Here is a 23295-nt window from a genome sequence, read left to right as displayed (position 1 = left end):
GCGCCGCTACAAGCTTTTAGAATTTGACCTTCGTTACATTTTCAAGGCCCTCCGAAGAGGAGGGGAAAGGAAGTTCACGTGCTGGACGTTAACTTCTTCGATGAGCTTCGCATCGGACTCGCTACTGCTGACGATATTCGTCGTTGGTCCCGTGGTGAGGTTAAGAAGCCTGAGACCATTAACTACCGTACTCTCAAGCCTGAGAAGGACGGTCTGTTCTGCGAGCGTATTTTCGGACCTACCCGCGACTGGGAGTGTGCTTGTGGTAAGTACAAGCGTGTCCGCTACAAGGGCATCATCTGTGAGCGCTGTGGTGTAGAGGTCACCAAGTCCAAGGTGCGCCGTGAGCGCATGGGCCACATTGAGCTGGCTGCACCTGTGACTCACATTTGGTACTTCAAGGGTGTTCCTTCCCGCCTGGGTTACCTGCTGGACTTGGCTCCGAAGGACCTGGAGAAGATCATCTACTTCGCTGCCAACATCATCACCTCTGTGGATGAGGAGGGTCGCCACAACGACCTGACCACCTTGGAGGCAGAGATGCTTCTGGAGAAGAAGGAAGTGGAGGCTGACCGCGATGCCGAGCTGGCTGAGCGTGCTCAGACTCTGGAGGAGGATCTGGCTCAGCTGGAGGCCAATGGTGCCAAGGCTGACGCGAAGAAGAAGGTGCAGTCCGCGGCTGACCGCGAGATGCGCCATATCCGTGAGCGTGCGGAGCGTGAGATCGACCGTCTGGACGAGATCTGGAACACGTTCGTGAAGCTGGCTCCGAAGCAGATGATTGTGGATGAGAACATCTACACCGAGCTGCAGGACCGCTACGAGGATTACTTCACCGGCGGAATGGGTGCGGAGGCTATCCAGACCCTGATCCGCGGCTTCGACCTGGAGGCCGAGGCCGAGTCCCTGCGTGAGGTCATCCGCGATGGCAAGGGCCAGAAGAAGCTGCGTGCCCTGAAGCGCCTGAAGGTGGTTGCTGCTTTCCTGCGTTCCGGTAACGACCCTGCGGGCATGGTGCTGGATTGCATCCCTGTGATCCCACCAGAGCTGCGTCCGATGGTTCAGCTGGACGGTGGCCGCTTCGCTACCTCTGACCTGAACGATCTGTACCGCCGCGTGATTAACCGCAACAACCGCCTGAAGCGCATGCTGGATCTGGGCGCGCCTGAGATCATCGTGAACAACGAGAAGCGCATGCTGCAGGAGTCCGTGGATGCCCTGTTCGACAATGGTCGACGCGGCCGCCCAGTCACCGGCCCAGGCAACCGTCCGCTGAAGTCTCTGTCTGACCTGTTGAAGGGTAAGCAGGGCCGCTTCCGCCAGAACCTGCTGGGTAAGCGCGTGGACTACTCCGGTCGTTCCGTGATTATCGTGGGTCCTCAGCTGAAGCTGCACCAGTGTGGTCTGCCAAAGCTGATGGCTCTGGAGCTGTTCAAGCCATTCGTGATGAAGCGTCTGGTGGAGAAGAGCTACGCGCAGAACATCAAGTCCGCGAAGCGCATGGTGGAGCGTCAGCGTTCCGAGGTGTGGGATGTGCTGGAAGAGGCCATCGCCGAGCACCCTGTGATGTTGAACCGTGCACCTACGCTGCACCGTCTGGGTATTCAGGCCTTCGAGCCTGTCCTGGTGGAGGGTAAGGCTATCCAGCTGCACCCTCTGGCCTGTGAGGCGTTCAACGCCGACTTCGATGGTGACCAGATGGCTGTGCACCTGCCGCTGAGTGCTGAGGCGCAGGCCGAGGCTCGTATCCTGATGCTGGCCTCTAACAACATTCTGTCTCCTGCGTCCGGTAAGCCTCTGGCTATGCCACGTCTGGACATGGTGACGGGCCTGTACTTCCTGACGATGCCGAAGGGCCGCGAGGAGTTCGGTGGCCAGGGTGCGTACACCCCTGCCACGGAGGATGCTCCTGCTCAGGGCGTGTACTCCTCCCTGGCTGAGGCCATCATGGCCTTCGACCGTGGCGTGCTGGGCCTGCAGGCTCCCATCAAGGTGCGCATCAGCCACCTGCGTCCGCCTGCGGACATCGAGGCTGAGCTGTTCCCCGATGGCTGGCAGCGCGGCCAGACCTGGTTGGCGGAGACCACCCTGGGGCGCGTGCTGTTCAACGAGCTGCTGCCGTGGAACTACCCGTATGTTGAGGGTGTGATGGCGAAGAAGCCTCAGGCTGCCATCATTAACGACTTGGCTGCGAAGTACCCGATGATTACCGTGGCACAGACCGTGGACAAGCTGAAGGATGCTGGTTTCTACTGGGCTACCCGCTCCGGTGTGACTATCACCATGCATGACGTGCTGGTTCTTCCGAACAAGCGTGAGATCCTGGACTCCTACGAGGCCAAGGCTCGTGTGATTGAGAAGAAGATGGCGCGAGGAAAGATCAACGAGTCCGAGCGCTACCAGTCCCTGGTGGACCTGTGGAAGGAAGCTACGGACTTCGTGGGCCAGTCTGTGGAGGACCTGTACCCGGATGACAACCCAATTCCGATGATCGTGAAGTCCGGCGCTGCCGGTAACATGCGTCAGATTTGGACTCTTGCGGGTATGAAGGGCATGGTCACGAACTCCCTGGGTGACTACATCACCCGTCCGATTAAGACCTCCTTCCGCGAGGGCCTGTCGGTGCTGGAGTACTTCAACAACTCGCACGGTTCCCGTAAGGGTCTGGCGGATACGGCTCTGCGTACCGCGGACTCGGGTTACCTGACTCGCCGTCTGGTGGATGTGGCGCAGGACGTCATCATCCGCGAGGACGATTGTGGCACCAAGCAGGGCGTGGTCATGAACGTGGCCGATGCTGTGCTGGATGCTGAGGGCAACCCCACGGGTCAGTTCACCCGCGCGGACTTCGTGGAGACGTCTGTGGCCGGCCGTTACCTGGCCGCCGACGCCACGAACGCGCAAGGCGACGTGCTGCTTGCTGCCGGTGAGGTGATTAACGATTCTGATATCGACGCCTTCATCGCCGCGGGTGTGGAGACCGTCAAGGTCCGTTCCGTCTTGACCTGTGCTACCGCGACGGGCGTGTGCTCGACGTGCTACGGCAAGTCCATGGCGACGGGCAAGAAGGTGGACATCGGTGAGGCTGTGGGTATTGTGGCCGCGCAGTCCATTGGTGAGCCTGGTACTCAGCTGACGATGCGTACGTTCCACCAGGGTGGTGTTGGTGGCGACATTACGGGTGGTCTGCCACGTGTGCAGGAGCTGTTTGAGGCTCGTGTGCCGAAGGCGAAGTCCCCGATTGCCTCCGTGGACGGCCGCGTGAAGATTGAGGACGACGATAACTTCTTCACCTTGACCATCGTTCCTGATGATGGTTCTGAAGAGGTTGTGTACGAGAAGCTGTCGAAGCGCCAGGGCTTGGCTACGCTGGCCAACGGTGGTGTGGAGCGTCCGATCCGCGATGGCGATAACGTCAAGATGGGCCAGCAGTTGCTGAAGGGCTCTGCGGATCCGCACGAGGTGCTTCGTGTGATGGGCCGCCGTGGTGTGCAGCAGCACCTGATTAGCGAGGTGCAGAAGGTGTACCGCGATCAGGGTGTGGCTATTCACGATAAGCACATTGAGATCATTGTGCGGCAGATGCTGCGCCGCGTGACGGTGATTGATTCCGGTTCTACGGAGTTCCTGCCTGGTTCGTTGGTGGAGCACGCTGATGCTGTGGCTGCGTCTAAGGAAGCTGTGAAGTCCGGTGGACGTCCTGTGGAGGTCCGTGCGGAGATCATGGGTATCACGAAGGCCTCCCTGGCTACGGAGTCCTGGCTGTCTGCTGCGTCCTTCCAGGAGACCACTCGTGTCCTGACGGATGCTGCGATCAACAAGCGCTCCGATAAGCTGATTGGTCTGAAGGAGAACGTGATCATCGGTAAGCTGATCCCGGCTGGTACGGGTATTGCGCGTTACCGCAACATCACGGTGGAGCCTACGGAGGAGGCGCGCGCTGCGGCCTACTCGCTGCCATCGTCCTTCGGTGATGGCTTCTATGGTGATGACGCCTACGGTGACTTCACCGGAGCTGCAGTTCCGCTGGATGACCTGCAACTTTAAAGGGTCCGCTGCTGTGAGAAAGGCTTAACTTTCTTCCGGTAGTGCTGGTCCGTTCAGGAACACGCCGTCCCACTGACATGTGGGACGGCGTGTTCGCGTATTTGCGGGGGGGGGGGAGACTGAGTATTAGACTGACCGGAGATTACTCACTGAGGTTGTGGATGAGTGTACGGAAAAAAAGAAAGTCTTTCCTGTGACCCTACTGACGAAGAAAATAGTATTGTCCGCGGTCATCGCCGTGGAGGTTGTGCTCCTGGCGATGGGTGGTACGGCGCTCGCAACGCGAGACTCCGGCTCGAAGAACGCTGCCACGCAGGCTGCGCAGCCTGCAGGCAACGATCCACAGCCGGAGGAGGGTGGCCCTGCTCCCGAGGCTGGGTCCGAGGAGCAACCCGGCGAGGATTCCGGGTCCAAGCTGGCTGATCTGTACGCCGGTGTGTTGGATAATCCCTCCCAGGTGGACTTTTCTAACGCGGACATGGGTGAGTACGGGGGAATGGGCACCGGGGAGCTGCAGTACGCTCTGCACGACGTGAACGGTGATGGCCAGCCGGAGCTGCTGCTGAAGGACAGTCAGTCCGTGGTGCGTATTGTGGGTGCGAATGATTCCAAGGATGCCATCGTGCAGTACGATCCCACCTTCTGGTTGGGAAGCGGTCCGAGCGGACGGCGCCGCGCGGCCCTGTCCGTCGAGAGTAGCGGCAGTGGAGTGATCTACACCGAGACCGAAGGCATGTCCGGGGACACCACCTCTACCCCGTACTCGGGCCAGGGCAACAGTCTGGTGCCGAGCGGCGAGAGCTGGAACTACCGTATCGACCAGACCCCTGGGGATCTGGCAGGCCGCGAAGAACAGATCAACTGGATCTCTGCAGGGGATCGCTCCGCGCTGGACGCTCTGCGCGGCGGCGGTGCCGGTGCGCCGTCCGGCGGCGGCCAGCCTGCGCCGCAGGCCCAGGCTGATAAGGAAGAGTCCAACGGTTGGGGTCCTGCGTCTAATCCGAACAATGAAGTAACTGGAACAATTCGTGTTATGAAGACATCCGAAGTTGTAGCGCTTCAGGGATTAGATAGATCACCTAATGGCGAAACTGATGCGATGTCGTTTGTGATTCTTGTTTTGGATAATCCAACGGAAATTACTACAAGGAGTGGAGACGGTCGCGGAATGAGAACACGTACGGCTAAAATGGTGCGGTTGGAAGAGGTGATGGCCAAGCGTGCAGGTGAGCATGTGACTATTCAGGTGAATCCTTCAGAAAGTCGCTGGCCTAGTGATGCGCGACTACCTCTGGCTGAGCCAGGAACCGATCAGATTTTCTAGGATCATCATTCAACCCCACCGACGGACGAGCGAACCATGACAGAGAATCAGTACCCACCCCAGCAGCAGCCCGCGAACTGGCAGTACCAGGGCCCCTACCAGCAGGGCCAGCCGACCCCGCAGAACCAGCCGTCTCCGAAGGATCAGCGGATTGTCACGATCCTCGCCGTCATCGCAGCGGTGCTGGCCGTAGCGCTGCTGGCCGTGGGCGGACTGCTGCTGTTCACCGGCCAGGACGAGGAGTCCCTCCAGGCAGGCACCTTCGCCGAGAAGGCGGACGGTGCGTCCTCGAGCGACGCCTCCGAGGAGTCGAAGGAGAAAGACAAGGGCCGACCCACCAAGGCCGAGCTGCCAGCCGGCGTGGTGGCGGTCAACGATGCCGCCCGCAACAACGAGCCGGTGGGCAACCTGAACTCCGTGTGGAAGTCCGGACCCACTTCGCCTTCCTTTGCCCAGGCCGTGCGCAACGAATACGTGAACAAGTGGTCAGAGAAGAAGGACAACTATAACCTGACCATTGATGTGTACAGTCCGGTCACATACACCACGTACACCATGAACTGCCAGGATAAGGGCAGCTACGTCCACTGCACAGGCGGTATCAACGCCAACGTGTACATCGCCTAACATCCGCCCTGTGTGACCAATGTAGTAAGCTGCCGTGAAGCCCACCTGTCAACCGAGTGGGGACACAACTGGAGGTGGAGGTGAGCGTGCGGACGCACCAACAGCCCCCGGCCGGCCGGCTCTACACCGCGATGGCCAGCCGCTCGGCAGCGCAGGTCATCGCCGCCTATTCCACCAGCTTCAGCCTCGCGACTCACCTGCTGGATGCACAGACCCGCCAGGACATCCGCAACCTCTACGCGGTGGTCCGCATCGCCGATGAGATCGTCGATGGGGCCGCCGCCACCGGTGCCTCGGGGCAAGCACAGGCCCAGAAAGCAGCGCTGTTGGACGCCTACGAGCAGCGGGTTCTGAATGCCCCGGCGCAGCACTTTCACACCGACCCGGTGCTGCACGCCTATGCGGACACCGCCCGCCGTTGCCACCTCGAGCCCGAGCACATGCACGCCTTCTTCGCCAGCATGCGCATGGACATCCGCACCACGGAGCACTCCCCGGAGAGCCTCCAGCGCTACATCTACGGCTCCGCAGAAGTCATCGGGCTGATGTGCCTGGCGATCTTCCTGCGCGGCCAACACCGCTCAACCGCAGAGCTTCGCCAGTTGCGCGCCGGTGCCCAGGCGCTGGGCTCGGCCTTCCAGAAGATCAACTTCTTACGCGACCTCGGCGACGATTACGCGCACCTGGGCCGCCTCTATTTCCCCGCCGCCACGCAGAGCGGCGAGGCCACCGCGCACAGCGGACACGCCCTCACCGACGCCATGAAATCCCACATCGTGGAAGAGATCCGTGGGGAGGTGCGCTTGGCGTCGGAGGCAATAGATCTCCTTCCGCTACGCCCGCAGATGGCAGTGCGTGCGGCGACGGACCTCTTCGCCACCCTGCTGGAGGACATCAACGCCACCCCCGCCGCCACTCTGCCGCACACGCGCGTGTCCGTCTCCACCCCGCGCAAAGCCGGCATCGCGCTGCGCGCCACTGCCACCACACTGCGCAGGTGGCGCCCACACAGGAGGACACCGTGACTAACCCCCACGCCAGTACCGACGAGCTGGTGGTGCTGCTCGACCCCGACGGTCGCCCCGTCGGCACCGACCCCAAGGCCACCGTCCACACCCATGACACCCCCTACCACCTGGCCTTTTCCTGCTACCTGCTGAACCAGGACGGGCAGGTGCTGATCACCCGCCGCGCCCTGACTAAGGTGGCGTGGCCGGGCGTGTGGACCAATTCCGTCTGTGGTCATCCGGCGCCGGGGGAGAGCTTCGCCGATGCCATCCGACGCCGGGCGCGCCACGAACTCGGCATGGACATTGAAACCCCAGAGCTGGTGCTGGGCGGCTTTTCCTATCGCGCCGTGGACGCCAGCGGGATCGTGGAATGGGAGAAGTGCCCTGTGTACGTGGCCAGGGCTGCGAGCGAGTGTCAGCCAAACCCGGACGAGGTGTGCGACTTTCAGTGGGTAGAGGCGCCGTCCGTACTGCGGGCGGCGGATGCGATGCCGCGCGCGTTCAGCCCGTGGATGGGCGAGCAGCTGGCGCACCAGGAGTTGCGGGCGCGGCTGGAACGCGGCTAGGCAACGACGGCTAGACAACGGCAGCCCCCCCCAGTGTGCGAGCGGCTTGCTACACTAGCGCCCATGGGTTTTGGATATCGTAAAACAAAGAAGATCGGTCCCTTCCGCTTCACCGCCAGCAAGTCTGGCGTGAGCTCGTCAGTGGGCGTGGGGCCATTCCGCATCACTCGCAACGCGCGCGGCAAGATCAGCACCAGCTCCCGCACGGGCATTCCGGGGTTGAGCTTCCGGAAGCAGTGGAAGTAGCGCGGCGCTGGGCGTCGGTTTCATGGGGGATAGGGGGATCGAGCACGGTGAGGTTGCTGCAGGAGCGCGGGAGGATCGCAGCAGGTTTGGTGAAACCGCCGCGCTCTAGTAAACTGCTTCTTTAGTCCCTAAACAAGAGGATCATCCGGCGGATTGAATGTCGCAGCCAGCGAAGAACAATCCCGTGTGGCCATGGGTCACCGCATCTGACAACGCGCAGGATTTTTACCCCGTAGGCCAGCGAAAGCGGCTGACGGGCTTACGCACGTTTACAGAGGATATCCTCACTGGCCGTCAACGGTGAATGGGAAACGACAAGCCACAAAGAAGAAAGTCGGTACATGCCAACTATTCAGCAGCTGGTCCGCAAGGGCCGTCACGACAAGACCGCCAAGGTCAAGACCGCTGCGCTGAAGGGCTCCCCTCAGCGCCGTGGCGTGTGCACCCGCGTGTACACCACCACTCCAAAGAAGCCTAACTCCGCACTGCGTAAGGTCGCCCGTGTGCGCCTGACCTCCGGCATCGAGGTATCCGCATACATCCCAGGTGAGGGCCACAACCTGCAGGAGCACTCCATGGTCCTCGTCCGCGGTGGACGTGTGAAGGACCTCCCAGGTGTTCGCTACAAGATCATCCGCGGTTCCCTGGACACCCAGGGTGTTAAGGACCGCAAGCAGGCTCGCTCCCGCTACGGCGCAAAGAAGGAGAAGTAAGACATGCCACGTAAAGGTCCTGCACCATCACGCCCATTGCCCAAGGACCCAGTATACGGCGACGTTATCGTCTCCCAGCTGGTGAACAAGGTTCTGCTGGACGGCAAGAAGTCCACCGCAGAGCGCATCGTCTACGGCGCCCTGGAGACCTGCCGTGAGAAGACCGGCACCGACCCAGTGCTGACCCTGAAGAAGGCTCTGGACAACGTCAAGCCAGCCCTCGAGGTTCGCTCCCGCCGCGTGGGTGGCGCAACCTACCAGGTTCCCGTGGAGGTTCGCCCAGGCCGCTCCACCACCCTGGCGCTGCGTTGGTTGGTGACCTTCACCCGCCAGCGTCGCGAGAACACCATGACCGAGCGTCTCGCCAACGAAATCCTGGACGCATCCAACGGCTTGGGTGCATCTGTGAAGCGCCGTGAGGACACTCACAAGATGGCAGAAGCCAACCGCGCATTCGCACACTACCGCTGGTAGTCGCACGCGCTGCTGTCGCGCGCTGCGTGCGAGTGCGTGGCTGCCGCGCACTGACGCGCAGCGAGACACCACGACGCACGGCGTGGCATGACCACGCCCAGCGAGTCGCGCGACGGTGCGCACCGCAGCCCGGTGGGAAGATTCGATCACTTCCCACGGCTACGTAGACAGCATGAAACCACGTGGCGTCGTTGAACAAGCGAAAACGCACCACACGTGGCAAAATAGATCGAGTACGTAAACATCCTGCGGCACAACTCACCACGCAGCCTCCACGCAGGCGCCGTGCGAAAGTGTCGCTCAACAATGAAACGAGCGGGGAATCCCTGTGGCACTTGAAGCGCTGACTGACCTGAAGAGGGTTCGTAACATCGGCATTATGGCGCACATCGATGCTGGTAAGACCACCACCACCGAGCGCATCCTTTTCTACACCGGTATCAACCGTAAGGTGGGCGAAACCCACGACGGTGCATCCACCATGGACTGGATGGAACAGGAGAAGGAGCGCGGTATCACCATTACCTCCGCAGCTACCACCTGTTTCTGGAAAGACAACCAGATCAACATCATCGACACCCCTGGTCACGTTGACTTCACCGTCGAGGTGGAGCGCTCCCTGCGTGTCCTGGATGGTGCTGTCGCCGTATTCGACGCCAAGGAGGGCGTGGAGCCACAGTCCGAGCAGGTGTGGCGCCAGGCATCCAAGTACGACGTCCCACGTATCTGCTTTGTCAACAAGATGGACAAGCTGGGCGCTGACTTCTTCTTCACCGTGGACACCATCGTTGAGCGCCTGGGCGCCAAGCCACTGGTGATGCAGCTGCCTATCGGCGCTGAGGACGACTTCGACGGTGTGGTCGACCTGCTGGAGATGAAGGCTCTGGTCTGGGAGGGCGTTACCCCTATCGGTACCGAAGCATCCGTTCAGGACATCCCAGCAGACCTGCAGGAGAAGGCTGAGGAGTACCGCGAGAAGCTCATCGAGACCGTTGCTGAGTCCGACGAAGAGTTGATGGAGCGCTACTTCTCCGGTGAAGAAATCACCATCGACGAGCTGAAGGCTCAGATCCGTAAGCTGACCGTGAACTCCGAGGTCTACCCGGTCTACTGTGGTTCCGCGTACAAGAACAAGGGCATCCAGCCCATGCTGGACGCAGTGGTTGAGTTCCTGCCTAACCCAATGGACGTTGGTTCCATCAAGGGCACCGAAGTCAACGACACCGAGAAGGAGCTCATCCGCAAGCCGTCCAAGGACGAGCCATTCTCCGCACTAGCCTTCAAGGTTGCTGTGCACCCATTCTTCGGTAAGCTCACCTACGTTCGCGTGTACTCCGGCTCCGTGGAGACTGGTGCTCAGGTCACCAACTCCACCAAGGGCAAGAAGGAGCGCGTGGGTAAGCTGTTCCAGATGCACTCCAACAAGGAGCAGCCAGTAGACAAGGCCTCCGCAGGCCACATCTACGCCTTCATCGGTCTGAAGGAAACCACCACCGGTGACACCCTGTGTGACGCCTCCAACCCAATCATCCTGGAGTCCATGGACTTCCCAGACCCAGTGATTGAGGTGGCCATCGAGCCTAAGACCAAGTCCGACCAGGAGAAGCTGGGTACCGCTATCCAGAAGCTGGCTGAAGAGGACCCAACCTTCACCGTGAAGCTGGACGAAGAGACCGGCCAGACCGTGATCGGTGGTATGGGTGAGCTGCACCTGGACGTGCTGGTGGACCGCATGAAGCGCGAGTTCAAGGTGGAAGCAAACGTGGGTGCCCCACAGGTTGCCTACCGCGAGACCATCCGCAAGCCAGTCGAGAAGCTGGAGTACACGCACAAGAAGCAGACCGGTGGTTCCGGTCAGTTCGCACGCGTGATCATCTCCATCGAGCCATACGAGCCAGAAGAGGGATCCGAGGAGACCTACGAGTTCGCAAACGCCGTCACCGGTGGACGCGTTCCTAAGGAGTACATCCCATCCGTCGACGCTGGTATCCAGGACGCCATGCAGTACGGCTACCTGGCTGGCTTCCCACTGGTGAACATCAAGGCCACCCTGGAAGACGGCGCCTACCACGAGGTTGACTCCTCCGAAATGGCCTTCAAGCTGGCCGGTTCCCAGGCCCTGAAGGAAGCCGTTGCCAAGGCAAAGCCAGTGCTGCTGGAGCCAATGATGAACGTTGAGGTTGTAACCCCTGAGGAGTACATGGGTACCGTCAACGGTGACATCAGCGCTCGCCGTGGCCAGGTGTACGCCATGGAAGACCGCTCCGGCGCGAAGGTTGTTCGCGCGAAGGTGCCACTGTCCCAGATGTTCGGCTACATCGGTGACCTGCGTTCCTCCACCGCGGGACGTGCGAACTTCTCCATGGTGTTCGACTCCTACGCAGAGGTTCCATCCAACGTGGCAGCGGACATCATCGCTGAGCGCACTGGCGGTCAGTCCTAAACTTCTGACCCCACAGGACACTACCTAGAAGCTTCGGCGCCGGGTGGGCACGTGCGGTGCACGTGCCCACCGGAAGCGCTGACAGTCTCCAGGGTAGGGGCCTGCACGTCACATCCTTCAGCACTCCTTCCCCATGAGCTAGTAAAGCCGGGGGAGGTGTGAGAGCCCTAAATTGTCTCTAGGGTGTAAATGCCGTAGGATGCGGTGTGCTGGCCGTTACCCATCGGCACGGAAGAGCGTGTAACCTGGACAAGGTACATGCCGTCTTCACAACCCGATTGTTACAACGGCACTAACAAAGCAAGCCGGGGAAGCTCCTCACCGGGAGCAGGTACGGCGAATTAAGGAAACACATGTGGCTGCGAGAGTCGTAGCCACCGAGAAGTCCAGGAGGACACAAAGTGGCGAAGGCTAAGTTCGAGCGTTCCAAGCCGCACGTTAACATCGGCACCATTGGTCACGTCGACCACGGCAAGACCACCACCACCGCTGCGATCACCAAGGTTCTGGCTGACAAGTTCCCAGAGGCCAACAAGTCTTTCGCTTTCGATGCCATCGACAAGGCACCGGAAGAGAAGGAGCGCGGCATCACGATCAACATCTCCCACGTGGAGTACGAGACCGAGAAGCGCCACTACGCACACGTTGACGCTCCAGGTCACGCTGACTACATCAAGAACATGATCACCGGTGCTGCTCAGATGGACGGCGCTATCCTGGTTGTTGCTGCAACCGATGGCCCAATGCCACAGACCCGTGAGCACGTGCTGCTGGCTCGCCAGGTTGGCGTTCCTTACATCCTGGTTGCACTGAACAAGTGTGACATGGTTGACGACGAGGAGCTCCTCGAGCTCGTCGAGATGGAAGTTCGTGAGCTGCTGGCTGAGCAGGACTACGACGAAGAGTGCCCAGTTGTGCACATCTCCGCTCTGAAGGCTCTCGAGGGCGACGCTGAGTGGACCGAGAAGGTTGTCGAGCTCATGCAGGCTTGCGATGACTCCATCCCAGACCCAGAGCGCGAGACCGACAAGCCATTCCTGATGCCAATCGAGGACATCTTCACCATCACCGGCCGCGGTACCGTTGTTACCGGCCGTGTTGAGCGTGGTGTTCTGAACCTCAACGAAGAGGTTGAGATCCTGGGTATCCGCGAGAAGTCCACCAAGACCACCGTCACCTCCATCGAGATGTTCAACAAGCTGCTGGACACCGCAGAGGCCGGCGACAACGCTGCACTGCTGCTGCGTGGTCTGAAGCGCGAGGACGTTGAGCGTGGCCAGATCGTTGCTAAGCCAGACGCTTACACCCCTCACACCGAGTTCGAGGGCTCCGTCTACATCCTGTCCAAGGACGAGGGTGGCCGCCACACCCCATTCTTCGACAACTACCGCCCACAGTTCTACTTCCGCACCACCGACGTTACCGGTGTTGTGAAGCTGCCAGAGGGCACCGACATGGTTATGCCAGGCGACAACGTTGAGATGTCTGTCACCCTGATCCAGCCAGTCGCTATGGACGAGGGTCTGCGCTTCGCTATCCGCGAGGGTGGCCGCACCGTTGGTGCAGGCCGCGTGACCAAGATCAACAAGTAATCAACCATTACTTGTTGATCGGTCCTGAGGGCTAGCACATAGTCCGATCACAGTGAAACCCGCCAGCCATTCCTTCGAAGAAGGTGGCTGGCGGGTTTCTTGCGCCTTCTATGTGTTGTTCTCCCCATCCTTGCGATGGTGCTTCTCCCAATGGCGACGGTTGATGTAAAACACTGGAGGGAACACCAGATATTAGGTGAAGTAGACTGCATTTCCGAATAACAAGGCTGTGTTTGCCTATTTTCGGATGATCAGGGCAGTTTCTCGTTGAGTGCACATTTTCCAGCCAGTATGGCGATTGACGCCGCCAAACCCGCAGGACCTCCGAGGGCTGAAAATCCATAAGTTAATGCGGCACTGGCTCCGGAAAGCGCAGCCATACCGAGTATCTTTTCGGCAGCTTTTCTAAATTGTTTGCCTTGTACTAGGTGTGCAATCCCGATTGCGTCAGATGTTGAAATAGGACTGCCTAAAACACCTGTGGCAATGCATTCACCATAGGTTAGCCAGCCTCTGAAGGATGTGCCGCCAGGCTCAGGCGCGTTCATGAAGTCCGCGAGGGCCTGTGCCTCGTCCGATGAGATTCCATGCCGAGCCGCGGCTGCAGGGTCGGCATGCCAGTTGCCGAAATCGTCTTCGACCACAACTTCGCTGAACAGTGTCTCAAAACCTTGTTCGAGCTCATCGACCAGAGCTTGTTGATCCGCTGTGGTTTCGGGACTTGTGGTCGCGGCAGTGGTGGAGTTGGTGTCTGTAGCGGTGTCGGCTGCGGTGGCAATGCCTGGCGTGGCGAGCGTCGCAGCCATCACTAGGCAACTGGTTGTGGCGGTCAGTTTCTTCCAGAGTCTCATGGTGTCTCCTCTGTAGGTGGGGCGGATTCTGGAGATGGCGGTCGGAGGCGATCTCGAAAATGTGATGTACGTCTCCCACTGTAACGACGATGCTGGACGATTGCTACCCTTATAAAACTATTAGAACCGCAAACCCATACCGCCGGCCACATCAATGGATGCTCCGGTGATATAGCTGGATCGGGCTGACGCAAGAAAGGTGACCACGTCCCCTAGCTCCTGAGCATCGCCAACACGCCCCAGGGGAATGTCCTCGGACACCGTCTTGCTGAAAAACTCCTCCATGCTGAGCTCAGGTGCTCGCTTGGATCGGATATTCTCCCACTGAGGAGTTTCAATCACGCCGATATTCACAAGATTTACCAGGATGCCCTCTGATGCCAGATGCGCGGCCCATGTCTTGGTGAGATTTTCATCAGCTGCTCGGAACACTGAAGTGGAAAAGAATCCAGGATCCGGCACGCGTCCGTACACCGAACCGATATTGATAATGCGAGGCTGATCCGATTTCCGTAGGTAGGGAAGTGCTTCCTTAATGAGCCTTTGCCACGAAAGAACCTTAATATTAAAATCCGCCTCAAAAGCCTCATCGGTGATCGTTGAGGGGGAACCAGGGTGAGCTCCACCGGCGTTGTTCACCAGGATATCCACTGCGCCGAGATCCTGTGCAGCGGCGCTAACGAACTCGCGCACAGCTTGCCCATCGCGTACATCCGCCGTATAACCGACGACCCGCGGCGGCTCCTCGGGAAAAGTAGAGCGTGCAGTGTTACGGAGGCTGTTGACGGCGTCGTTTATCTCAGATTCGGTACGGGAGCATATCGCAACATTCGCACCCTCGGTGACTAAAGCGGCGGCAGTGGCGAAACCCAACCCCTTTGATCCGCCGGTGACAATGGCGGAACGTCCGCGTAATCCTAAATCCATGTTTTCCTTTCGAGTTTGTCGTTGAGTCAGGCCAATGCGTCATCGACGGGAACCTGCAAGCCCAGCATCAGGCTATTGGTTTTGCTAGCAACGCCAATCACGCGATGAAGCTCAGCTAATTGCGCATCCGTTAAACCCAGCTGACGAGCAGCCGCCGTGTGACTACGCACGCAATACGTGCACCCATTGGCCACAGAGACAGCAATGTAAATCAATTGCTTCGTGAGAACGTCCAATTCGCCGTCAGGACTCAAGACAGATTTCACATCCGCCCAGGTTTCCTCGAGCAGTGTGTCATTATTCGCCAGCACTCGCCACACGTTATTCACATAATCTGTTGAACGAGTAGCGCGAATATCCTCGAACACTTTCTGTGCGCGTTCGGACAGCTCGCTGTCCTTCAAGACGGGCATCAGGGGAGATAATTGTTCCATGGCTATGCTCCTTTAACGGGGGACAACAGCGAAAACGCGCGCTGGGAAACCCGTGCCATCCTTCGGCTTCGCCCAGGTAGCAACAATCAACGCGCCGGCCTCTGGAACTTCATTCAGATGAGCCATCAATTCGATTTGCCAATGGTCCATCTTCAACCAATACAGCTCGCACTCGAAGTTTCCCTGATCGATGGACGAGCCGGGGTCGGTGTCCGTGGTTTCGTGCCCAATGGCGGTCACCCCACGCTGATGGAGCGCCTCCAACGCCTCCAGCGACCAGCCCGGGCAATTATTGTGGCCATCCTGATCCTTGCCGTATAGATCGTCCGTATCCCAGCGCTTATGCCAATCGGTACGCAAAGCCACAAAAGAGCCGGCAGGAATGGGGCCGTGCTCAGCCTCCCAGCGTTCAATATCCTGCGTAGAGACTGCGTAATTCGGATTATCTTGAACGGCGTCCACAAGATTGAGAACAACAAGCGGCAAGATCATGTCCTCCACGCTCAGCTCATCGAGGGTGCGAGCGTTATTCACAAAGTGAATCGGTGGATCAACGTGAGTTCCCCACTGGCCAACAAGGGAATAACGGTCCACGGTGAAACCTTGCTCGTCGACAGTGAAAATGCGGGTGGTTTCCTGATCCGGCAGCATCGCGAACTTCGGCTGGCCAGGGAAGAAAGTATGAGTGAGGTCGACGAAACGGAAGTCAGAGGAATGCAAGCGTGCTGTAATGTCCCAGAGTTCGTGCTGAGTCATGGGGTGCTCCTGAGTGAGATGGTGATGTGGGTGATTGGGGCAATGTGCCTACGAGCCATAGTTTAGGGCTCGTCCTGCGGTATTGGGGTATGCCACGGAGTTTTTGGTTGCGAAGGGGAATCAAGATCTGGAAAGGGGTGTTCGGGTGCTACCCCCGCGGCGGGATGGGGTCAGACAAGGTATTGAGCCTGCCATTTCCCATAAGCTAAGGTAAACCTTACCCAAACGGTCAAGCTTGGGTCAGTTCCTGGTCACATGAGAAGGAATCATGGCTAATCACATACCAGAGCGCTCCCCAGCTCAACCGTCCCGATCATCCCATTCATCCCCACCGCATGTAGCTGTGCCGCAACAGCCCCGGATCCACCCCACAAGCCTCTCTTTTTCTTATCGCCACCCTGGCGGTGCGGGGGTCGTCGCAGCAGAGGACCTATCAATCACTGGAGAGCCGACCTTGCTCCTCGGCGCTAACGGCGCAGGAAAGACCACCTTGATGCGGATTCTGGCCGGGCAGCTTCGTGTGCGGGGACTCGACCGGTCCGGCCTTCCGGCTGTCAGCTATGTTCCCCAATTCTTCACCCCAATCCGCGGATTTACGGTGCGTGAGCACGTCTCCTATGTGGCCTGGCTTGACGGGCAAAAGAGGGCAACGGCCACGAAGAATGCTGATCAGTGGCTAGATTTCGTGGGCCTGGGTGACCTTGCGAACCGGAGTTGTGCGCAACTGAGTGGTGGTCAGCAAGCAAAGGTGCAATTGGCCACAGCGCTGAACAGCGGTGCGCAGCTCTTGCTGCTTGATGAGCCGAGTGCATCTCTGGATCCCTTGGCTAAGCGTGAACTCCAGGACCTATACAACAGTATCGTCGCTGCCCACACTGGCGTGTGGGTCTCAACCCACCAGCCGCACGAGGTGGCTGATCCGTTCACCCGCGTCATTGTGCTGCACGAAGGGACGGTGCGCTACGACGGTACGATAGACGGGTTTCGTGCTCTTGGCAACGGCGCAACCGCTGATGGCGATCCAGCCGTTGTGGCTCTAGCTCAGGCGACGGTCCGATGAGCGCGCGAAATACATGGACAGCGTTGCGTTGGTGGTTGGGGCCAGCGATTATGGTCGCGGCCGCTGTGCTTGGTTACTTCATTGTGTACGCAAACTTCTCCGAAGTCTCCAACGGATATGACGGTATTTCCCGTGGACTTGGTTACTTTTTCTCGTTAGGTCCGGCGCTAGCAGGATTCGCAGCCTGGGATATTTCTCGGTTTCGCGAACCGTTGGCATTACGCGGTCGGACGAGTGAACTCTGGCGAATTATCCTCCGTCGCCTTAGCGTATCGGCTGGTGTTGCTTTATTCTCCGTTGTCCTCGTCATGGCTTATTACGGAGGATTTTCTGTGCCCCAAGCCTGGGCCGGTAGTGCACTAGCTGTGCTTTTAACCAGCCTGTGGGTGCTATTCGGCGCTGCTCTTGGAATATATGTGTCGCCCGTTCTCTCCTTGCCTATTGCGGTATTTATCCCATGGGTGCTGAGTACGTATCCCCAGGCTATTCCTGATCCTGCGTGGAGACAGATGTTTGGCCAACCATTGGGCGGTTGCTGCGCCGTGGAATCCATGATTGATGCGGTCACACTAAGGTCTTCGGCCGTGACTTTGACTTCGCTGGTCGTGGTCTGTGTACTCCTGATTCAGGTCCGGCTGGCACCACGTCCACTCCGCATTGGCGGGGTCGGCGCTGCTGTGGTCCTCACTGTCGGAGCGTTGACTCTGGGTTACGCGCTAGGTGCGCCCGGTAATTTCCATAATTCCCAACCGCGCCCAGTCTCTGAACGCATCTGCGACGACCGACTCTGCATGTGGCCCGAAACGGATCCTTCCGTCGCTGAATTAAATCGACAGGCAGCCGACCAATTAGGCGTTCCCCACAATATCCCCATTATCGACGCCGAACCTCTCAACCCCAACGAATTACGTATGTCTCAGGCTTCAAATGTCACCGGGGTTGAACAACAACTCATTATTCAACTCCTCCAACGTGCGCAAGAACTGCAGGCAGCAGAGTCCTGCTGGACGGATGATAGCGGCCGTCGTCTGAGCATGGCTGAGGAGGCTGACGTGCTTGTGGACACTCCCGACCTCATCCGGCTTGCTACCGGACCTGATGGCCGTTTCCTCTCCTATAGTGACAGTGCCAATCCCCAGGCGTGGGAAGGCCTCAAGGAACTCATCAGCGGAAAGCTCGGGTGCTCGGCGTGAGACAGTACATCACACTGTATGCCGTGGGGCATAGGGGCGGTCGAGCGTTCGGCCTGCTGGTGCTGGCGATCGTCATCTCCATCATCACGGGAAGCACCAGCATTCCGCTGCCATGGCTCTCCGAGGAATCGCTGGATCTCTCCGTAAACCATTTGCTGGCCGTCGCGCTTCTCGCAGCACACACCACGCTACTGACGGGGGAGCTGTCCCATCGCGAGGAATCTGGAGCCCGCTCCTGGTGGTGGGCAGACAGCCTCGGACAGATGGCGCTTCTCAGCGCGCCCGTGATTCTGGCGCTGACTGGGAGCGCTGGGCTGCTTCAAAATACGCTGCTGTACCTTGTCCTATTCTTCAGCATAAGCCTGCCCCTGGGGCCGGAGATCGCGTACCCCGCAGTCATTGTCCTTATTGTTATTCAGACGATGGCTGTGGCGCTGGTTTCCAACCACGAGCGCATTCCCCTGTTCTGGGCGCCAGATAGTCGCATCGTCGGCGTTCTTTTCCTGTTGGCGCTTGTTACGTTCGCGATGGCGCGCCGCAAAATCAAGGTTGGACGCTAACTGAAAAACTTACGGACGTTATTTACCGAGCGAGCGGCTTTACGCGCCAGATCCTCCAATACAGAATCATTGCTCGAATCCTTGAGGCTCTCCCTGGACGAAGGCCGTACACGTTCCTCCACACGCTGGGCGGCAGATGTGGCCCAGCGCTCCGCGGAACGATACGCCGCCTCCGCCTTCTCTCGGGCATCTTCGGGCAAAAAACTCAAAGAATCAAACACTCGGGCAGCAGGAAACGTTCGGGAATAGTGCTCATCAAGCTTCTGTAGTTCGGAAATGAGCTTTTCGTCGCTACCGCCGGCGTCGGGATGATATTGACGGATGATCCGCCGCCTCTCCTTGATATAGGCAGGATCGGTTTTGTAATTCTCCATGAGCCCACTGTAGAGAAAGAATGACAGCAGCGGGCGAGCCCGGCGACGGCCACACAGCAGCCACAAGACGGTCTAGAGACAGCCCCAACGTGATTGTGCACACATGATTTGCATCCATGCCCCACCCTGTGGTTATATAGCGGACGTTGCTTTAACACGGTGCATGAGTCACAGACCCCACGGTCACAGACAAGAAGGCACCGCTGGTGAAGTGAGCATGATCCATCGTCAGTAAAGACCCGTAAGGGTAGCTTTGCTGTGCGGTACTTTCAGCGGAGACGGCAAGACACGCCCGACCGCGGGTGCCGGAGTGGGACATGGTAAATGAACAGCGGCAGTAAGCGAAGCCCGCACTGAATAAACTTTCAGCAGCGGTCACTTCCAAGCGAAGAAACGCCTCCACACTATGGGGGAGTTCTGGTGCATGCATGACATTTATCCTGGACCGTGAAGAAGGCACAGATAAGTAAATGTAAACACCAAGCGAACTGGCGACTGGACCAGGCCACCCACGGCCGGACAGCGTTAAGACAAAAGAGTAAGAGGCGTAACAGCCTGCACACGTGCAAGTGAGCAGGCACGCTGAGGAAGAGGACAAGCGTGGCGGGACAAAAGATCCGCATTAGGCTCAAGGCCTACGACCACGAGGCAATCGACGCTTCTGCCAAGAAGATCGTCGAAACGGTCACCCGTACCGGCGCCCGTGTTGTTGGCCCAGTGCCACTGCCAACTGAAAAGAACGTGTACTGCGTCATCCGCTCTCCGCACAAGTACAAGGACTCGCGTGAGCACTTTGAGATGCGTACCCACAAGCGTCTGATCGACATCCTGGATCCAACCCCGAAGACGGTCGATGCCCTGATGCGCATCGACCTGCCGGCCAGCGTCGACGTCAACATTCAGTAAGCAGCAACCACACACAGTCTGAATACTGAAGGCAGCGGAGAAGAAATATGAGTGATATTGAGATCAAGGGCATCCTGGGCACAAAGCTCGGCATGACCCAGATCTTCGACGAGGACAACCGCGTTGTGCCGGTCACCGTCGTAGAAGCTGGGCCTTGTGTCGTAACCCAGGTACGCACCCAAGAAACTGATGGCTACGAAGCCATCCAGATCGCCTTCGGCGAGATCGACCCCCGCAAGGTAAACAAGCCAGGCACGGGGCACTTCAAGAAGGCCGGCGTAACCCCTCGCCGCCACGTACGGGAGATCCGCGTAGAGGACGCTTCCGCCTACGAGGTTGGCCAGGACATTACCGTTGAAATTTTCAACGACGTCAAGTTCGTCGACGTAACCGGAACCACCAAGGGTAAGGGCTACGCAGGTGCCATGAAGCGCCACGGCTTCGCAGGCCAGGGCGCTGCACACGGTAACCAGGCAGCGCACCGCCGCGTCGGTGGTATTGGACAGGCAGCCACCCCAGGCCGCGTGTTCAAGGGCAAGCGCATGGCAGGCCGCATGGGTAACGACCGCGTTACCCTGCAGAACCTGAAGGTCGCAAAGGTCGACGCAGAGTCCAACCTGCTGCTCATCAAGGGCGCAGTACCAGGCGTCAACGGCGGACTCGTCGTTGTCAAGACCGCAGTGAAGGGCGGTGCACACGCATGAGCAATCTAAAGCTTGATGTCCACACCGCTGACGGCAAGACCAATGGCACCATCGAGCTGCCAGCCTCCATCTTCGATGCCGAGGCTAGCGTTGCTCTGATGCACCAGGTCGTCACCGCTCAGCTGGCAGCAAAGCGCCAGGGCACCCACGCAACCAAGACCCGTGGCATGGTATCCGGCGGTGGCCGTAAGCCATTCCGCCAGAAGGGAACCGGTCGCGCACGCCAGGGCTCCATCCGCGCACCACACTTCACCGGTGGTGGCACCGTACACGGCCCACAGCCCCGCGACTACTCCCAGCGCACCCCAAAGAAGATGAAGGCAGCCGCCCTGCGCGGAGCCCTCACCGACCGTGCGCGCCACAACCGCATCCACGTGGTTGAGGAACTGGTTGCAGGACAGACCCCATCCACCAAGTCCGCACGCTCCTTCATCGAGCGTCTGACCGACCGCAAGTCCGTGCTGGTCGTTCTGACCCGTGAAGACGTGACCTCGTGGAAGTCCGCACGCAACCTGCCAGGCGTACACATCCTGGTAAACGACCAGCTGAACACCTACGACGTGCTCAACGCAGACGACGTAGTGTTCTCCGTAGAAGCACTGAACAACTTCATCAGTGCCGCTGACAAGAAGACCGAGGAGGCTAAGTAATGACTGTCGCAGATCCACGCGATATCATCATCGCTCCAGTTGTGTCTGAAAAGTCCTACGGGCTGATGGAGCAAAACGTCTACACGTTCCTGGTTCACCCAGACTCCAACAAGACTCACATCAAGATTGCCGTCGAGCAGATCTTTGGCGTCAAGGTAGCAAGCGTCAACACCCTCAACCGCGAGGGCAAGCGCAAGCGCACCCGCACCGGCTACGGCCGTCGCAAGGCAACCAAGCGCGCCATGGTGACCCTGGTCGCCGGCAGCGATCCGATCGACATCTTCGGTGGCTCCGCCGCTTAAGCGGTAGAAGCCGAAAGGTAAAGAGGAAGCACAAGTATGGCTATTCGTAAGTACAAGCCGACTACGCCGGGTCGCCGCCAGAGCTCTGTCTCCGAGTTTGATGAGATCACTCGTTCGACTCCCGAGAAGTCTCTGCTGCGCCCGCTGTCGAAGACCGGTGGCCGTAACGTACACGGCCACATCACCACCCGCCACAAGGGTGGCGGACACAAGCGCCGCTACCGCGTGATCGACTTCCGTCGTAGCGACAAGGACGGCGTGCTGGCAAAGGTTGCTCACATCGAGTACGACCCAAACCGCACCGCGAACATCGCGCTGCTGCACTACCGTGACGGCGAGAAGCGTTACATCATCGCCCCACGCGGCCTGCAGCAGGGTGCCCTGCTGGAATCCGGCGCTAACGCAGACATCAAGGTTGGAAACAACCTGCCACTGCGCAACATCCCCACCGGTACCACCATCCACGCAGTGGAGCTGAAGCCAGGCGGCGGCGCAAAGCTCGCCCGCTCCGCAGGCTCCTCCATCCAGCTGCTGGGTAAGGAAGGCAAGTACGCAATCCTGCGTATGCCATCCTCCGAAATCCGCCGCGTGGACATCCGTTGCCGCGCAACCGTCGGAACTGTCGGAAACGTGGACCAGATCAACATCCGCTGGGGTAAGGCCGGCCGCATGCGCTGGAAGGGCGTTCGCCCAACCGTGCGTGGTGTTGTCATGAACCCTGTGGACCACCCACACGGTGGTGGTGAAGGTAAGACCTCCGGTGGTCGCCACCCAGTGTCCCCATGGGGACAGCCAGAGGGCCGCACTCGCAAGCCAAACCGTCCAAGCGACAAGCTGATCGTCCGCCGTCGTCGCACCAACAAGAACAAGAAGCGCTAAGAGGAGGTAGTAGAGAATGCCACGCAGCCTCAAGAAGGGCCCATTCGTCGACGAACACCTCCTCGCGAAGGTGGACGCACAGAACGACAAGGGCACCAAGCAGGTCATCAAGACCTGGTCCCGCCGCTCGACCATTCTGCCCGATTTCATTGGCCACACCTTTGCCGTCCACGACGGACGCAAGCACGTGCCAGTGTTCATCGATGACTCCATGGTCGGCCACAAGCTAGGTGAGTTCGCCCCAACGAAGACCTTCAAAGGTCACGTTAAGGACGACAAGAAGGGCCGTCGATAAACATGAGTGACACCGTGAATTCCGCACGCGCAACCGCGCGTTTCGTCCGCGTCACCCCAATGAAGGCTCGCCGCGTTATCGACACGATCCGCGGCAAGTCCGTTGAAGACGCACTCGCAATCCTGAAGTACGCACCACAGGCAGCTTCCGAGCCTGTCTACAAGGTCGTTGCTTCCGCAGCAGCCAACGCCGAAAACAACTTCGGCTTGGACCCACGCACCCTGGTTATCTCCGAAGCATTCGCCGACGAGGGACCAACGATGCGTCGTTTCCGTCCACGCGCACAGGGACGTGCATTCCACGTCCGCAAGCGCACCAGCCACATCACCGTGGTTGTTGAAAGCCAGAATGGAGGTGCTTAA

The 23295-nt window shown here is 59.2% G+C and carries 25 protein-coding genes; 20 read left to right on the top strand and 5 right to left on the bottom strand.

Annotated elements, in window-relative coordinates; all coding sequences use genetic code 11:
- Positions 1-78 precede the first annotated feature (78 nt).
- The 10 genes from GC425_RS04440 to tuf all read left to right on the top strand — a co-directional run bounded on the left by GC425_RS04440 (position 79) and on the right by tuf (position 13042).
- Complete coding sequence (locus GC425_RS04440) at positions 79-4047, top strand: DNA-directed RNA polymerase subunit beta' (protein WP_151843700.1); 3969 nt, start codon at positions 79-81, stop codon at positions 4045-4047.
- Between the two features lie 193 nt (positions 4048-4240).
- Positions 4241-5371: a hypothetical protein gene (locus tag GC425_RS04435; protein ID WP_151843701.1), complete on the top strand. Its 1131-nt coding sequence runs from the start codon at positions 4241-4243 to the stop codon at positions 5369-5371.
- A gap of 36 nt (positions 5372-5407) precedes the next feature.
- Complete coding sequence (locus GC425_RS04430; RefSeq protein WP_151843702.1) at positions 5408-5998, top strand: hypothetical protein; 591 nt, start codon at positions 5408-5410, stop codon at positions 5996-5998.
- Between the two features lie 86 nt (positions 5999-6084).
- Positions 6085-7023, top strand: coding sequence for a phytoene/squalene synthase family protein (locus GC425_RS04425; RefSeq protein WP_231699661.1), 939 nt, complete (start codon positions 6085-6087; stop codon positions 7021-7023).
- Positions 7020-7574, top strand: coding sequence for an isopentenyl-diphosphate Delta-isomerase (idi, locus tag GC425_RS04420; RefSeq protein ID WP_202879015.1), 555 nt, complete (start codon positions 7020-7022; stop codon positions 7572-7574). Before GC425_RS04425 ends, idi begins: the two co-directional genes overlap by 4 nt.
- A 63-nt stretch (positions 7575-7637) precedes the next feature.
- Positions 7638-7820 carry a DUF4236 domain-containing protein gene (locus tag GC425_RS04415; protein ID WP_151842189.1) on the top strand — a complete coding sequence of 61 codons (183 nt, stop codon included), beginning with the start codon at positions 7638-7640 and terminating at the stop codon, positions 7818-7820.
- A gap of 341 nt (positions 7821-8161) precedes the next feature.
- A complete protein-coding gene (gene rpsL / locus GC425_RS04410; protein WP_112768809.1) occupies positions 8162-8533 on the top strand; it encodes a 30S ribosomal protein S12 in 372 nt (123 codons plus the stop codon).
- 3 nt (positions 8534-8536) lie between these two features.
- Entirely contained in the window at positions 8537-9007 is a 471-nt protein-coding gene (gene rpsG / locus GC425_RS04405) for a 30S ribosomal protein S7 (protein ID WP_151842188.1), read from the top strand.
- Between the two features lie 328 nt (positions 9008-9335).
- A complete protein-coding gene (gene fusA, locus GC425_RS04400; RefSeq protein WP_151842187.1) occupies positions 9336-11450 on the top strand; it encodes an elongation factor G in 2115 nt (704 codons plus the stop codon).
- 401 nt (positions 11451-11851) lie between these two features.
- Entirely contained in the window at positions 11852-13042 is a 1191-nt protein-coding gene (gene tuf, locus GC425_RS04395; protein ID WP_151842186.1) for an elongation factor Tu, read from the top strand.
- 251 nt (positions 13043-13293) lie between these two features.
- Here the strand turns inward: tuf and GC425_RS04390 are convergent, their stop codons facing one another.
- The 4 genes from GC425_RS04390 to GC425_RS04375 all read right to left on the bottom strand — a co-directional run bounded on the left by GC425_RS04390 (position 13294) and on the right by GC425_RS04375 (position 16010).
- Positions 13294-13893 carry a hypothetical protein gene (locus GC425_RS04390; RefSeq protein WP_151843703.1) on the bottom strand — a complete coding sequence of 200 codons (600 nt, stop codon included), beginning with the start codon at positions 13891-13893 and terminating at the stop codon, positions 13294-13296.
- A 120-nt stretch (positions 13894-14013) separates the two neighbouring features.
- Complete coding sequence (locus tag GC425_RS04385) at positions 14014-14820, bottom strand: SDR family NAD(P)-dependent oxidoreductase (RefSeq protein ID WP_151843704.1); 807 nt, start codon at positions 14818-14820, stop codon at positions 14014-14016.
- Positions 14821-14846: 26 nt separating this feature from the next.
- Positions 14847-15254 (bottom strand): carboxymuconolactone decarboxylase family protein, encoded by a 408-nt coding sequence (locus GC425_RS04380; RefSeq protein WP_192930344.1) that lies wholly within the window; start codon positions 15252-15254, stop codon positions 14847-14849.
- Positions 15255-15266: 12 nt separating this feature from the next.
- Positions 15267-16010: a cyclase family protein gene (locus GC425_RS04375; RefSeq protein ID WP_151843706.1), complete on the bottom strand. Its 744-nt coding sequence runs from the start codon at positions 16008-16010 to the stop codon at positions 15267-15269.
- Between the two features lie 454 nt (positions 16011-16464).
- Between GC425_RS04375 and GC425_RS04370 the strand changes: the two genes are divergently transcribed.
- From GC425_RS04370 to GC425_RS04360, 3 genes are all read left to right on the top strand, one after another.
- Positions 16465-17070 (top strand): ATP-binding cassette domain-containing protein, encoded by a 606-nt coding sequence (locus GC425_RS04370; RefSeq protein WP_231699662.1) that lies wholly within the window; start codon positions 16465-16467, stop codon positions 17068-17070.
- A gap of 584 nt (positions 17071-17654) precedes the next feature.
- Positions 17655-18263, top strand: a complete 609-nt coding sequence (locus tag GC425_RS04365; protein ID WP_151843708.1) for a hypothetical protein — start codon at positions 17655-17657, stop codon at positions 18261-18263.
- Positions 18260-18823: a hypothetical protein gene (locus GC425_RS04360; RefSeq protein WP_151843709.1), complete on the top strand. Its 564-nt coding sequence runs from the start codon at positions 18260-18262 to the stop codon at positions 18821-18823. The genes GC425_RS04365 and GC425_RS04360 overlap by 4 nt, the downstream gene beginning before the upstream one ends.
- Here the strand turns inward: GC425_RS04360 and GC425_RS04355 are convergent.
- Complete coding sequence (locus GC425_RS04355) at positions 18820-19197, bottom strand: hypothetical protein (RefSeq protein ID WP_151843710.1); 378 nt, start codon at positions 19195-19197, stop codon at positions 18820-18822. The two genes, GC425_RS04360 and GC425_RS04355, sit on opposite strands and share 4 nt — an antisense overlap.
- 600 nt (positions 19198-19797) lie before the next feature.
- Between GC425_RS04355 and rpsJ the strand changes: the two genes are divergently transcribed.
- The 7 genes from rpsJ to rplV are packed head-to-tail and all read left to right on the top strand — an operon-like array spanning position 19798 to position 23295.
- Entirely contained in the window at positions 19798-20103 is a 306-nt protein-coding gene (rpsJ, locus tag GC425_RS04350) for a 30S ribosomal protein S10 (protein WP_010120790.1), read from the top strand.
- A 47-nt stretch (positions 20104-20150) separates the two neighbouring features.
- Positions 20151-20807 carry a 50S ribosomal protein L3 gene (gene rplC / locus GC425_RS04345; protein ID WP_151842177.1) on the top strand — a complete coding sequence of 219 codons (657 nt, stop codon included), beginning with the start codon at positions 20151-20153 and terminating at the stop codon, positions 20805-20807.
- The gene (gene rplD / locus GC425_RS04340; protein WP_151842176.1) at positions 20804-21457 is read left to right on the top strand and encodes a 50S ribosomal protein L4; all 654 of its coding nucleotides are present in this window, start codon (positions 20804-20806) and stop codon (positions 21455-21457) included. The genes rplC and rplD overlap by 4 nt, the downstream gene beginning before the upstream one ends.
- Positions 21457-21759 carry a 50S ribosomal protein L23 gene (gene rplW, locus GC425_RS04335; RefSeq protein ID WP_151842175.1) on the top strand — a complete coding sequence of 101 codons (303 nt, stop codon included), beginning with the start codon at positions 21457-21459 and terminating at the stop codon, positions 21757-21759. Before rplD ends, rplW begins: the two co-directional genes overlap by 1 nt.
- Before the next feature lie 36 nt (positions 21760-21795).
- Positions 21796-22638 (top strand): 50S ribosomal protein L2, encoded by an 843-nt coding sequence (gene rplB, locus GC425_RS04330; RefSeq protein ID WP_151842174.1) that lies wholly within the window; start codon positions 21796-21798, stop codon positions 22636-22638.
- A 16-nt stretch (positions 22639-22654) separates the two neighbouring features.
- The gene (rpsS, locus tag GC425_RS04325) at positions 22655-22933 is read left to right on the top strand and encodes a 30S ribosomal protein S19 (RefSeq protein ID WP_151842173.1); all 279 of its coding nucleotides are present in this window, start codon (positions 22655-22657) and stop codon (positions 22931-22933) included.
- 2 nt (positions 22934-22935) lie between these two features.
- Positions 22936-23295, top strand: a complete 360-nt coding sequence (gene rplV / locus GC425_RS04320; protein ID WP_151842172.1) for a 50S ribosomal protein L22 — start codon at positions 22936-22938, stop codon at positions 23293-23295.

Origin of the sequence: Corynebacterium sp. zg254 (assembly GCF_024701495.1) — a bacterium.
Taxonomy (GTDB): domain Bacteria; phylum Actinomycetota; class Actinomycetes; order Mycobacteriales; family Mycobacteriaceae; genus Corynebacterium; species Corynebacterium zhongnanshanii.
The sequence above is the reverse complement of the archived record's forward strand: the minus strand, read 5'-3'. Positions and strand labels throughout refer to the sequence as shown.

What these genes read in the sequence shown, in the direction of transcription:
- GC425_RS04430 (WP_151843702.1), top strand. Translation starts at nt 5,408, where the DNA reads ATGACAGAGAATCAGTACCCACCCCAGCAGCAGCCCGCGAACTGGCAG.
- GC425_RS04415 (WP_151842189.1), top strand. Translation starts at nt 7,638, where the DNA reads ATGGGTTTTGGATATCGTAAAACAAAGAAGATCGGTCCCTTCCGCTTC.
- rpsL (WP_112768809.1), top strand. Translation starts at nt 8,162, where the DNA reads ATGCCAACTATTCAGCAGCTGGTCCGCAAGGGCCGTCACGACAAGACC.
- rpsG (WP_151842188.1), top strand. Translation starts at nt 8,537, where the DNA reads ATGCCACGTAAAGGTCCTGCACCATCACGCCCATTGCCCAAGGACCCA.
- GC425_RS04390 (WP_151843703.1), bottom strand. Translation starts at nt 13,893, where the DNA reads ATGAGACTCTGGAAGAAACTGACCGCCACAACCAGTTGCCTAGTGATG.
- GC425_RS04385 (WP_151843704.1), bottom strand. Translation starts at nt 14,820, where the DNA reads ATGGATTTAGGATTACGCGGACGTTCCGCCATTGTCACCGGCGGATCA.
- GC425_RS04380 (WP_192930344.1), bottom strand. Translation starts at nt 15,254, where the DNA reads ATGGAACAATTATCTCCCCTGATGCCCGTCTTGAAGGACAGCGAGCTG.
- GC425_RS04375 (WP_151843706.1), bottom strand. Translation starts at nt 16,010, where the DNA reads ATGACTCAGCACGAACTCTGGGACATTACAGCACGCTTGCATTCCTCT.
- GC425_RS04355 (WP_151843710.1), bottom strand. Translation starts at nt 19,197, where the DNA reads ATGGAGAATTACAAAACCGATCCTGCCTATATCAAGGAGAGGCGGCGG.
- rplC (WP_151842177.1), top strand. Translation starts at nt 20,151, where the DNA reads ATGAGTGATATTGAGATCAAGGGCATCCTGGGCACAAAGCTCGGCATG.
- rplD (WP_151842176.1), top strand. Translation starts at nt 20,804, where the DNA reads ATGAGCAATCTAAAGCTTGATGTCCACACCGCTGACGGCAAGACCAAT.
- rplW (WP_151842175.1), top strand. Translation starts at nt 21,457, where the DNA reads ATGACTGTCGCAGATCCACGCGATATCATCATCGCTCCAGTTGTGTCT.
- rplB (WP_151842174.1), top strand. Translation starts at nt 21,796, where the DNA reads ATGGCTATTCGTAAGTACAAGCCGACTACGCCGGGTCGCCGCCAGAGC.
- rpsS (WP_151842173.1), top strand. Translation starts at nt 22,655, where the DNA reads ATGCCACGCAGCCTCAAGAAGGGCCCATTCGTCGACGAACACCTCCTC.
- rplV (WP_151842172.1), top strand. Translation starts at nt 22,936, where the DNA reads ATGAGTGACACCGTGAATTCCGCACGCGCAACCGCGCGTTTCGTCCGC.